Origin of the sequence: Streptomyces sp. 8L, from assembly GCF_020176795.1 — a bacterium.
Classification (GTDB): domain Bacteria; phylum Actinomycetota; class Actinomycetes; order Streptomycetales; family Streptomycetaceae; genus Streptomyces.
On the sequence record NZ_JAIUKE010000229.1, the window covers coordinates 1 to 11,632 of the forward strand.

General features: G+C 73.3%; 10 protein-coding genes. 6 read left to right on the top strand and 4 right to left on the bottom strand.

Annotated elements, in window-relative coordinates; translation table 11 throughout:
* Nucleotides 1-22 precede the first annotated feature (22 nt).
* The gene (locus LCE31_RS19890) at nucleotides 23-481 is read right to left on the bottom strand and encodes an RpiB/LacA/LacB family sugar-phosphate isomerase (protein ID WP_225016005.1); all 459 of its coding nucleotides are present in this window, start codon (nucleotides 479-481) and stop codon (nucleotides 23-25) included.
* Nucleotides 481-1,452, bottom strand: coding sequence for an ABC transporter substrate-binding protein (locus LCE31_RS19895; protein ID WP_225016007.1), 972 nt, complete (start codon nucleotides 1,450-1,452; stop codon nucleotides 481-483). Before LCE31_RS19895 ends, LCE31_RS19890 begins: the two co-directional genes overlap by 1 nt.
* 169 nt (nucleotides 1,453-1,621) lie before the next feature.
* On the opposite strand from LCE31_RS19895, the gene LCE31_RS19900 reads away from it, so the two are divergent.
* From LCE31_RS19900 to LCE31_RS19915, 4 genes are read left to right on the top strand one after another with little or no spacing between them, the layout of a single operon-like run.
* The gene (locus LCE31_RS19900) at nucleotides 1,622-2,740 is read left to right on the top strand and encodes a zinc-dependent alcohol dehydrogenase (protein WP_225016009.1); all 1,119 of its coding nucleotides are present in this window, start codon (nucleotides 1,622-1,624) and stop codon (nucleotides 2,738-2,740) included.
* Complete coding sequence (locus LCE31_RS19905) at nucleotides 2,737-3,429, top strand: 4-carboxy-4-hydroxy-2-oxoadipate aldolase/oxaloacetate decarboxylase (protein WP_225016011.1); 693 nt, start codon at nucleotides 2,737-2,739, stop codon at nucleotides 3,427-3,429. The genes LCE31_RS19900 and LCE31_RS19905 overlap by 4 nt, the downstream gene beginning before the upstream one ends.
* Before the next feature lie 7 nt (nucleotides 3,430-3,436).
* Nucleotides 3,437-4,459, top strand: a complete 1,023-nt coding sequence (locus tag LCE31_RS19910) for an amidohydrolase family protein (RefSeq protein WP_225016013.1) — start codon at nucleotides 3,437-3,439, stop codon at nucleotides 4,457-4,459.
* 8 nt (nucleotides 4,460-4,467) lie between these two features.
* Nucleotides 4,468-5,463, top strand: coding sequence for an ABC transporter substrate-binding protein (locus LCE31_RS19915; protein ID WP_225016014.1), 996 nt, complete (start codon nucleotides 4,468-4,470; stop codon nucleotides 5,461-5,463).
* A 78-nt stretch (nucleotides 5,464-5,541) separates the two neighbouring features.
* On the opposite strand, the gene mgtA is transcribed toward LCE31_RS19915, so the two are convergent.
* Nucleotides 5,542-8,244 (bottom strand): magnesium-translocating P-type ATPase, encoded by a 2,703-nt coding sequence (mgtA, locus tag LCE31_RS19920; RefSeq protein WP_225016015.1) that lies wholly within the window; start codon nucleotides 8,242-8,244, stop codon nucleotides 5,542-5,544.
* A 19-nt stretch (nucleotides 8,245-8,263) separates the two neighbouring features.
* Entirely contained in the window at nucleotides 8,264-8,635 is a 372-nt protein-coding gene (locus LCE31_RS19925; RefSeq protein WP_225016016.1) for an ArsR/SmtB family transcription factor, read from the bottom strand.
* Nucleotides 8,636-8,847: 212 nt separating this feature from the next.
* On the opposite strand from LCE31_RS19925, the gene tatA reads away from it, so the two are divergent.
* A complete protein-coding gene (tatA, locus tag LCE31_RS19930) occupies nucleotides 8,848-9,150 on the top strand; it encodes a Sec-independent protein translocase subunit TatA (protein WP_225016017.1) in 303 nt (100 codons plus the stop codon).
* A gap of 57 nt (nucleotides 9,151-9,207) precedes the next feature.
* On the top strand, nucleotides 9,208-10,965 hold the full coding sequence (locus tag LCE31_RS19935; RefSeq protein ID WP_225016018.1) for an LCP family protein: 1,758 nt from the start codon (nucleotides 9,208-9,210) through the stop codon (nucleotides 10,963-10,965).
* Nucleotides 10,966-11,632: the final 667 nt, after the last annotated feature.

The window sequence follows — 11,632 nt, forward strand, 5'->3', positions numbered from 1 at the left end:
CCCTCAGGCTCCTGCCCCGCCCTCAGGCCGGGCGCTCCCCGCGTTCCAGTGCCTCGATCTGGGCCACCCTGCGGGCGTGGACCCCTCCCTTGAACGGAGTCGTCAGCCAGGTCGCCGCGACCCGCAGCGCCTCCCGCGTCGGCAGTGTCTTCGCCGCGATGACCAGCACGTTCGCGTCGTTGTTGCCGCGCGAGATGCCCGCGCTCCACTCGTCGTGGCAGAGCCCGGCCCTGATGCCGCGGATCTTGTTGCAGGCGACCGTCTCGCCGAGGCCGCTGCCGCCGAGGACGATGCCCCGTTCCGCGCGGCCCGCGACGACCTCGTCGCAGACGTCCGCGCACAGCGCCGGGTAGTCCACGGCCGTCGCGGCGTCGGGCGCGCCGCCGCGGTCGTCCACGTCGTACCCCTCGGCGGTGAGCCGTGCGCAGAGCTCGGCACGCAGTGCCACACCGTTGTGGTCGGCGGTGATCGCGACCCGCATCAGCCCGTCACGTCCAGTGTGCTCTCGGCGAAGACGTCCTCAAGCGGTACGGGCCGGCGCAGGATGCGCTGGTCGACGGCGTGCCGCAGCAGTGTGCCGAGCACCTCGCGGTTCGGGGCGATGCCGTACGGGAGGGGGTCCTCGCCCGTGGTCTCCAGGACGCGCGCGTACATCCGGTCGGTGGCGGTGGGGTTCTCGATCGCCCCGGCGCGCAGCCGCTCGACGTACAGCCGCTTCGCGCGTGCGAACGCGTCGAAGACCTCGGCCCCCAGTTCCGGCCGCTCCCGCAGGAGCTCGTCCTTCACCACCACCAGGTGGTTGATCGGGTAGAACCCCCGGGTCTGGAGCGCCGCGTAGCCCGCCTCCTGCGCGTCGGGGATCAGCGGGACGACGCCGGGCACGTCCGCCCCCGCCCCGATGCAGGCGGCCAGCTCGCCCTCGGCCAGCATCCCCTCCAGGGTGGCGCCTTCCGGCATCCTGACGACGTTGGACGGCGGTTCGTACGCCTCCACGTGCTCGTCGCCCGACAGCACCCAGGTGATGGTGGACAGGTCGACGCCGTACTCCTCCTGGAGGACGGCGCGCGCCCAGACCCCGGTGGTGACGGTGTAGCCGCGGCTGACCCCGACCTTGTGGCCCTCCAGGTCCTTGGGGTTCTTGATGGCGGGCCACCGGGCCGGGTTGTAGTGGATCGCGCCGTGGTGGAAGCCGCGCACCAGGAAGACGGGGACGGCGGTGAAGCGCGCGCCGTGCTCCTTGGCGACCAGGTAGGTGGTCAGGGCCATCTCGCTGACGTCGAACTCCAGGCCGCGCACCATCCTGCGGAAGGCGTGCACGAGGACGGGCACCTCCTCGAACGCGAAGGACCAGCCGTCCGGCTTCACCTCCCCCGTCTTGAGCGCCTCGTTGTCGCCCTGCGTGCGGGTCACCGCAAGGAGACGGCGGTCGCCGGTGCGCGCCGTGTCTGCCATGTCTGCTGCTCGATTCTGTCGCGCGGGTCGGGTCTGTTCCACACGGATCTAAGGATCTCTCGACGGTCGAAAGGTAGCATGGTCAGTCCATCAGGCCATAGAGTATTGTCCCGGACGCAAACCATCGCGGAACAGCCCGGAGAACGTTCCCCACGGGTGAGGAGAAGTCATGGCAGAGCAGGTGTTGGCGGCGGTCAGGACAGGTCCCGGCACGACAGAGCTGCGCGAGTTCCCGATGCCGGACATTCCGGCCGACGGCGCCCTGTTGAAGGTCGAGGTCGCCGGCATCTGCGGCACGGACGTCAAGATGTACGGGAAGCCGCCGTTCCCCGACCCGGTGATCATGGGCCACGAGAACGTCGGCGTGATCGCGAAGGCCGGCCGGGAGTTCACCGAGCGCAAGGGCCTCGCCGAGGGCGACCGCATCTTCGTCGAGCACTACGTCGGCTGCATGCGCTGTGCCTGGTGCCACGCGGGCGAGTACCGCCACTGCGAGGGCACGGACTGGCGCACCAACCCGGACGCGCGGCGCTACGGGTACACGTCGGCCGACAACCCGTACCACCTGTGGGGCGGCTTCTCGCAGTACCTCTACCTCCCGTGGAACTCGGTCACGCACCGGGTGCCGGACGGCGTCTCCGCCGAACTGGCGGGTCTCGTCACGCCGTTGTCGAACGGCATCGAGTGGGCGCTGGTCACCGCCGGCGTCGGCTACGCCAGCACCGTCCTCATCCAGGGCCCGGGCCAGCAGGGCCTGTCCCAGGTCGTCGCCTGCAAGCAGGCCGGCGCCTCGCTGATCATCATGACGGGCACGACGAAGGACGCGGCCCGCCTCGCGATGGCGAAGCAGCTGGGCGCGGACGCCGTCATCGACGTCCGGCAGGAGGACGCGCTCACGCGGGTCCTCGAACTCACCGGCGGGCGCGGTGTGGACGTGGTGCTCGACTGCACGGCGGGCGCGGGCACCGCGCCCGTGCTGCTCGGCATCGACGCGCTCAAGCGCCGCGAGGGCACCATGGTCGTACAGGGCGAGGTGGCGGCCTTCCCCGACTTCCCCCTCAAGAAGCTCACCGAGAAGTCCATCGCCATGAAGAGCGCACGCGGCCACAGCTACCGCGCGTGCGAACTCGCCCTGGAACAGCTCGCGTCGGGCCGTTTCCCGCTGGAGAAGCTGGCCACCCACACCTTCCCGCTCGCCGACACCGACCGCGCCATCCGCACGGTCGGCGGCGAGAGCGGCGAGGACGCTGTGCACGTCTCCCTGCTCCCCTGGGCGGAGGCGGCATGAGCGGCACCGTCGTACGCAACACACCGCGCGCGGACGGGGACGCGGTCGAGGCGCTCGCCCGGTTCGGCGTGGCGACCGTCCACGAGGCCCAGGGCAGGACGGGCCTGCTCTCCCCCGCGCTGCGGCCCATCTACCCGGGCGCGCACATCGCCGGCTCCGCGGTCACCGTCAGCGTGCCGCCCGCCGACAACTGGATGCTGCACGTCGCGGTCGAGCAGTGCAGGCCCGGCGACATCCTGGTGGTCTCCCCCACCTCGCCCTCCGACGCAGGGTACTTCGGCGAGCTGCTCGCCACCTCCGTCGCGGCGCGCGGGGTGCGCGGCCTCGTCATCGACGCCGGGTGCAGGGACATCGCGGAGCTGACGGCGATGGGGTTCCCGGTGTGGTCCCGGCACGTCTGCGCGTTCGGCACGGTCAAGGAGACGCTGGGCGACATCGGCCTGCCGCTGGCGTGCGCCGGCCAGATCGTCCGCTCCGGCGATGTGATCGTCGCCGACGACGACGGTGTCGTGGTGGTGCCGCGCCTCGCGGCGGCCGGAGTCGCCGAGGCGTCACGGGCGCGCGAGGACAAGGAGGCGCTCTCCCGCGAGCGGTACGCGAAGGGCGAACTGGGCCTGGACGTCAACAGCATGCGCGAGCGCCTGGCCGCGAAGGGCCTGGCGTACACCGACTACGAGGGCACGGAGTGAGGCCGCGGTGATCATCGACATCCACGGTCATTACACCACCGCGCCGCCGCAGCTCCAGGCCTTCAGGGACGCCCAGCTGGCGCGTCTGGCCGACCCGTCGCTGCCCGTCCCCGCGCTTGCCCCGATCAGCGACGACGCGATCCGGGAGTCCGTCGAGAACCACCAGCTGAAGGTGCTCCGCGAACGCGGCGGCGACCTGATGCTGTTCTCGCCCAAGGCGTCCGGCATGGAGCACCACGTCGACGACCCCGCGACGGCCGCCGCCTGGGCCGAGGCGAGCAACGACTTGGTGCACCGGGTCACGGGCCTGTTCCCCGAGCACTTCGCGGGCGTCTGCCAGCTGCCGCAGACCGCGAACGGCCCGCTGGACGGCGTCATAGCCGAACTGCGGCGCTGCGTCGAGCGGTTGGGGTTCGTCGGCTGCAACCTCAATCCGGACCCCTCGGGCGGCCACTGGACGTCGCCGCCGCTGACCGACCCGTACTGGTTCCCGCTGTACGAGGTGCTCGTGGAGCTCGACGTGCCCGCCATGGTGCATGTGTCGACCTCCTGCAACCCGGCGTTCCACACGCTCGGCGCGCACTATCTCAACGCCGACACGTCGGTCTTCATGCAGCTCGTGGCGACCGACCTGTTCGACCGCTTCCCCGGCCTGAGGTTCGTGATCCCGCACGGCGGCGGCGCCGTCCCGTACCACTGGGGCCGCTACCGGGGCCTCGCGATGCGGACGGGCCGTCCCGACCCGTCGGTCCACCTCATGGACAACGTCTTCTTCGACACCTGCGTCTACCACCAGCCCGGTGTGGACCTGCTGACGGAGGTCGTCCCCACCGCCAACGTCCTCTTCGCCTCCGAGATGCTGGGCGCGGTGCGGGGCGTCGACCCGGACACCGGCGTCGCGTGGGACGACACCAAGCGGTACGTGGACGGCACGGGGCTTTCGGCGCCGCGGCTCAAGGCGGTCTACGAGGACAACGCGCGGCGGGTCTATCCCCGCCTCGACGCGCGGCTGACGGCGGAAGGCAGGTAGAGCGGACCGTGCCCCGACTCCCACTGACCATGGCGTGCGGCGACTACGACCGCACGCGCGCCCTGTACGAGGACACCATCAGGCCGGACGGCATCGACCTGACCTATCTGCGGCTGCCGGTGGAGGAGACCTTCTTCCGGATGATGCGCCACCAGGAGTTCGAGGTCGCCGAACTCTCCCTCTCCTCCTACGTGGTGTCGCTGCGCCAGGACCCGTCGCCGTTCGTGGCGCTGCCGGTGTACACGTCGCGGATGTTCCGGCACAGCTCCTGGTACGCGAACGCGGACGCGGGCATCGAGTCGCCCGAGGACCTGCGCGGCAAGGTCGTCGGCACGCCCGAGTTCCAGCTCACGGCGTGCGTGTGGATGCGCGGCATCGTCGGCGACCGGCACGGGGTGCCGTTCGACGCCTACGAGCACCGCACGGGCGGCCAGGAGACCCCCGGCCGGATCGAGAAGGCGAAGGTCGACCTCGGCGACGCGGTGAAGATCCGCCCGGTCCCCGCGGACCGCACGCTCTCCGCGATGCTCGCGGAGGGCGAGATCGACGCGCTCGTCACGCCGCGCGTCCCGTCGCCGTTCGCGCAGGGCGACCCCAGGGTCAAGCGGATCTTCCCCGATGTCATCGGCGCGGAGAAGTCCTACTACGCGGACACCGGCATCTTTCCGATCATGCACGTGCTGGTGGTCCGCAGGGACGTCTACGAGCGCCACCCGTGGGTCGCGCAGTCGCTGTACAAGGCGATGCTGGAGGCCAAGCAGCAGGCGTACGCGAGCATGTACGACACCTCCGCGCTGCGCTTCACCCTGCCCTGGCTGGCGCCGCAGCTTGAGGAGGCCCGCGCCCTGCTGGGTGAGGACTTCTGGTCGTACGGTCTGGGCGAGGCCAACCACCGCACCCTGTCGGCGTTCCTGCGCTACCACCACGAGCAGGGCCTGTCCGACCGGCTCCGCACCCCCGAGGAGCTGTTCGCGCCCGAGGCGCTGGAGTCCGCGGTGATCTGAGCACCGCTCACCGCAGCGCACACGCGCGGGCACCGTTCCGGCCGGACCCGGACGGTGCCCGCGCGCGTACGGCCCCGCTCAGCGCGCCCCGCGGCGCACGAGCGCGAGGGCCCCCGCGTACAGCGCGAGGACCGCGAGCAGCAGCGGGTAGAACGCCGGGGGCGGCGCGGTCATGCCGAGGGCGGCGCCCGCGGGCAGCAGGGGCAGCCCGACCCCGACCGCCGCGAGAGACACGGCGGCCACCCGGATCGGCGCCGGTACCCGGGCGAGCCGGGCACCCGCGCCTCCCGCGCGCCCAGGGTCCCGGTCGCCGCCGTACGGGCGCATCATCAGCATCACGAGCGCCTGCGTCAGCAGGTTCTCGGTGAACCAGCCCGCGTGGAAGGCGGCCTGGCCGCCGATGTGCCGGGAGGCCGGCATCACGAGGGCGAGGACGGCGAACGTCCCGAGGTCGGCGCACGCGTTGATCACCCCGTACTCGGCGATCATGCGCGGCAGTCCGCGCGGGTGCAGGATCGCGGGCCGGTCGGCGGCGGACGCGGGCGGCCGGTCGAGCGCGAGCGTCAGCTGGGCGCCGTCGAAGCACAGGTTCTGGAGCAGTACCTGGGCGGGCAGCATCGGCAGGAACGGCATGAGCAGTCCCGCGCCGAGCATCGCGATCACATTGCCGACATTGGACGACAGGGTGATTCGCAGGTACGTGACGATGTTGGCGCTCGCCCTGCGCCCGTGGGCGACGGCGTGCGAGAGCGCGGTGAGGTCCTTGGTGGCGAGGACGACGCCCGCCGCCTCGCGGGCGACCTGCGCCGCGTCCTTGGTGCAGATGCCGAGGTCGGCGGCGCGCAGCGCAGGCAGGTCGTTGACGCCGTCGCCCAGGTAGCCGGTGGTGCGCCCGGCGGTGCGCAGCGCCCGCACCACGCGGGCCTTGTGCTCGGGGGTGCAGCGCGCGAAGACGGCCGTGCGGGCGGCGAGCGCGGCGAGTTCGGCGTCGTCCAGGTCGTCGACGCGGTCGGCGGTGACGACGCCGCCGGGGCCGGGTGCGAGGCCGAGGTCGCGGCAGGCGCGGGCGGCGGTGCCCGGGTGGTCGCCGGTGAGGACGGTGAGGGACACACCGCGCCGGGCGAGGGAGGCGAGGGCGTCGGCGGCCGTAGGGGCGAGGGCGTCCCGCAGGCCGACGAAGCCGACGAGTGTGAGGCCGCGCTCGTCGGCGGCCGTCAGGGGCCTGGGCCGCAGCGGCAGGTCGGCGCGGGCGACGGCGATCACCCGCAGCCCGTCGTCGGCGGCCCCGGCGACCAGCGCGTCGAGCCGGGCGCGCGCGGCCGGGTCGAGCGCCGCGGTCGCGCCGGACTCCCCCGTACACAGCCGGGTGCAGCGGTCGAGCACGTCCTCCGGCGCGCCCTTGACGGCCAGCACATAGCCGCGGCCGTCCCGCACGAGCGCCGCCGACCTGCGGCGCACCGGGTCGAGGGGCAGCGCGGCGACGCCCTCGTACCGCTCCGCCGCGCCGGGGGGCGCGGCGGCGAGGATCGCCTCGTCGAGCGCGTCCGGCAGCGGGACCTCGGCGAGTTGCAGGGTGACGAGGCTGTTGACGGCCGCCCAGGCCAGGGCCGCCGGGTCGTCGCGGCCGTCGGGGGCCAGGCTGCGGTCCAGGGCGGGCGCGTCCTGGGTGAGGGTGCCGGTCTTGTCGGTGCACAGCACGTCGACGGCGCCGAGGTCGTGCAGCGCGGGCAGCCGCTTCACGATCACGCCGTACCGGCCGCCGAGGCGCCCGGCGCCGCGCGCGAGCACGGTGTTGACGACGACGGGCAGCATCTCGGGCGTGAGTCCCACCGCGACGGCCACCGCGAACGCGGGCGACTCGGGGCTGCTGCGGTGCAGTACGGCACCGGCCGCGAGCACGAGCGGCGGGGTGAGCGCCATCAGGCGGACGAGCAGCCAGGACACGCCCTTGACCGACCGGTCGAAGGGCCGCTCCCCGCGTACGGTGCCGCGCCGCCGTCCGGTGCCGCCGTGCGCGGCGGCGAACCGGGTGCCGGCGCCCGTCGCGGTGACGACGGCGGTCGCGCTGCCCGCCGCGACGCTGCTGCCCTGGAAGCACAGGTGCGGCCGGTCGAAGGCTCCCTCGCCGTCCGCGCGCGGCGCGGGGGTGTCCACCGGGTGCTTGGCCACCGGCACGGATTCGCCGGTCAGCGCGGCCTGGTGGACGCTGAGCCCACTGGCGCGCAGCAGCCGTACGTCGGCGGGCACCAGGTCGCCGGGGGCGAGACGCACGATGTCGCCCGGCACGACGTCGCAGGTGGGCACCTCCCGTTCGCACGTCTCGGTGTACGTGGGCCCGGCGCGGCGCCGTACGGTCGCGGTGGCGGCGATCGCGCCGTGCAGCGCGGCGGGCGACCGGGCGGCCCGCTGGTCGGCGCGGGTCCGCAGCGCGCAGCTGATGGTGACGAGCACCGTGAGGACGCAGGCCGTCCCCCAGGAGGAGACGGCCGCGGAGATCACCGCGAGGCAGAGCAGCACGCCGGTGAAGGGGTCGCGCACGCCGCCGAGGAAGCGGCGCGGCCAGGGCGCGGTGCGCGCGGTGGGCAGGGTGTTCTCGCCGTGCCGGCCGAGGCGCTCCTCGGCCTCCGCCTCGGTCAGGCCGCGCGGTCCGCTGTCGAGACCGCGGAGGACTTCGAGGGTCGTGGCGTCCGCGGCTCCCGAGGCGTCCGGCGGGACCTGGCCGCCTGCCGGGTCCTGGCCGGTGGCCGTGGCGCCGGGGGCCGGCGGCTCGCTGATCTTCACGGCGGTTCCGGCGGGCCCGTCAGGCCACCGGGCCGGCCGGGCCGCCCGGCGCGGCGGCGCGGCCCGGTCCGTCGTCGGCGCGGCTGCTGAGCTGGCCGACCATCAGCTGGACGACGGTCACCAGGGCCGGATCGTCGACCAGGTAGACCTGCCGACGGCCCTCGCGCCGGGCGCGGACGAGCCCGGCGAGCTTCAGCTTGGCCAGATGCTGGCTGACGGCGGGCAGCGACCCGCCGACCCGTTCGGCGAGACCTGTGACATCGCTCTCGCCCTGCGCGAGTATCCATACGATGTGCAGACGGACGGCGGACGACAGCAACCCGAAGGTGGCGGCGGCGTCCTGGAGGACTTCGCCTCTCGGACCGGCCTGCCTCGCGGGTGACCTCGTCACGTGAACCTCCACAGATTGACGTGCCAGGGTGGTACTGCCGCCGGGCTCGTCCCCGGTCGGACCGGTGGGTCAGACTACGCGAGTGGCCCGATCGCCCGGGTACCGTCCGGAGACCGGGCCTGGCCGCTCAGTTGCTCGGTTGCGTAATGTGGCAACCTTAGGGCCCCGGTGGTGTCCGCCACCGGAGCCGTCGTATCCGGAGGTGGCATCGCATGTTCAGAAACGGCCTGGAGCCCTGGCACGTGATCGTCGTCGTGGTCGTCGTAGCCTTGCTGTTCGGTTCGAAGAAGCTGCCGGACGCGGCCCGCGGTCTCGGCAGGTCCCTGCGCATCTTCAAGAGCGAGGTCAAGGCCATGAAGTCCATGGATGCGGACGACGACACGGCGCGGACGGCCCCGGCCACCGCGGACGCGGCGCCGTCCTCCGTGACGCCCGCCACCTCCGTGTCCACCACCCCGGAGGCCGCCACCGAGGCGCCCGGGGCAGCCCGGCGGAATTCCGCCGCGGCCCGCTGAGCCGCCACGTCGGCCGTTAGCACGTACAACGACCACTGACGCACAGGGAGTTCGCAGATGACGGACCCGAGGGCCGGCGAGCGCGCCCGGCAGGCGACACGCCATCGGCCCCCGGGGCCGCCCCGCCAGCGGAGGCCGCATGACGACGGGGGCGGCCCGCCGGGGCACGGCGGCCCCGCGCCGACCGGGGGCGGCCGGGCCGCGGCCCGCAAGGCGGCCCGCGCCAAGGACAAGGGCCGGCGCCGCGCCAAGCCGCTGCCGCGCTACAAGCGGGTCGTGCGGGCCGTGCTTATGGTGGTCTCCGCGCTGGTGCTGATCGTCGCGGGCGGCGGCGCCTGGCTGTACGAGCACCTCAGCGGCAACATCCACAGCGTCGCCATAGACGGCGCCGGGTCCAAGGAGAAGGCGGACTCGTTCGGCAGGACGCCCATCAACATCCTGGCGATCGGCTCCGACGGCCGGAACTCGGCGAGCGACTGCAAACTCGGCGGCGGCTGCGGTTCCGGAACCTCGACGGCCGGTCACAACGCGGACGTCGAGATGGTGGTCCACATCTCAGCGGACCGGTCCAACGCGACTGTGATGAGCATTCCGCGCGACACCATGACGCAGGTCCCCGCGTGCAAGAACACCGACGGCGGCCCGTCCACCCCCGGCTACCAGGGGCAGATCAACAGCGCCCTCCAGTACGGCCCGGCCTGCCAGGTCTCCACCGTGCACCAGCTCACCGGCATCCCCATAGACCACTTCGTGATGCTGGACTTCTCCGGTGTGGTGAAGATGTCGGACGCGGTGGGTGGTGTGTCGGTGTGTGTGAGTGACAACGTCTACGACACGTACTCGCACCTGAAGCTCGCCAAGGGGCAGCACACACTCAAGGGCGACGCGGCGCTGGAGTTCGTACGGACGCGGCACGGCCTGGGCGACGGCAGCGACCTGGGCCGCACCTACGCCCAGCACATCTTCCTGAGCGCGATGATCCGCAAGTTCAAGAGCGCCGGCACCCTCTCCGACCCGCCCAAGGTCTACTCGCTCGCCAACAGCGCGACCAAGGCGATGACGGTGGACACCGGCCTGAACAGCATCGGCAAGCTGATCGGGCTCGCGGACGACCTGAACAAGGTCCCGACGAAGCGGCTCACCTTCACCACGATGCAGACCGGGGCGTCCCCGACGGACGCCAACCGGGTCATCCCGGCGCCCGGGGCCACCGCACTGTTCTCGGCCATCGCCGACGACAAGCCGCTGACGTCCTCGGACGGCAAGAAGACCTCCGCGGGCGAGAAGCCCTCCTCCGGCGGCAAGACGGACACGAAGCCCTCGCCGTCCGCGTCGGTGCCCCCGGCCGACGTCTCGGTGGAGGTGGAGAACGGCACCAGCACCTCGGGGCGGGCCGCGGCCCTCCAGTCGGTGCTGACCGGCAAGGGGTTCGCCACCGGCTCCTCGGGCAACGCGGAGGCTCCCCAGTCGCGGACCACGCTCGCCTACGGCCCCGGCGAGAAGGCGGCGGCCCAGACGGCGGCGTCCGCGCTCGGCCTGCCCTCCTCGCACCTGACCTCGTCGGACTCCAGCGGACTCGTGCTCACCGTCGGCTCCGACTGGCCGAGCGGCGACACCTTCCCGGGCGGCTCCGGGTCGGGCAGCTCGTCGGCCGACGCCCAGGCGGCGGTCTCCGGAGCGCACGCGGAATCCGCGGACGACTCCAAGGCCTGCGCTTCGGTCAGCCAGGACAAGACCGTCGAGATCAACGGTGTGCCCATGACGCCTTCTCAGGCATATGCGGCATCCACCAACAAAAAGGACTCGGCGCCCTGATCGCACGGACAGGCGGCAGGTGAGAGGTGACAGGTGGCGGTGGCCCGGACGGGCCGCCGCCACCTTGTCGTTCCGCGGGGCCCCCCCCGCCCCCCCCCGCCCCCCCCGGGGCGCGGGGGGGGGGGGGGGGCCGCCCGCCCCCCCGCGGGGGCGGGGGGGCGGGGGGGGGGGGCGCCGGGGGGCCCCCCCGCCACCCTGTCGTTCCGCGGGCCCCGCCCGGCCCGCACAGGCCCCGCCATGGGCGCGATGGCCTCGGGCTGCCCTCTCTCCCCCCGTGCCAGCCTGCACGGTGGGAGCTCTACTCCCTGCTCATGCGACGCACGCGGCGGCGCGTGTCCGTACACGGCAGCGCCCGACGCCGGTGTGACGGCGGGCACATCAGCCCCGACGCCGGCGCGAGGAGCGCGTGCGCGCGGATGTCGGTGTGAGGCACGGGGCGGCGCGGCATGGACGTCGGTGTGAAAGCACGCGGCAGCGCGAATGTCGGTGTGAAGGCACGTGGCGGCGCGGGTGTCGGTGTGAGACGTGCGTGCGGCCGTCTGCGGCGCGTGCGGCGCATGCGGTCGGCCGCGGGGCCCGCGCGGGGCACGCGGACGCGCCACAGGCCCGTCAGAGTGCCTGACGGGCCTGTGGGTGCCCCGACGGGCCCGTCGGTGTGTCCGACGGG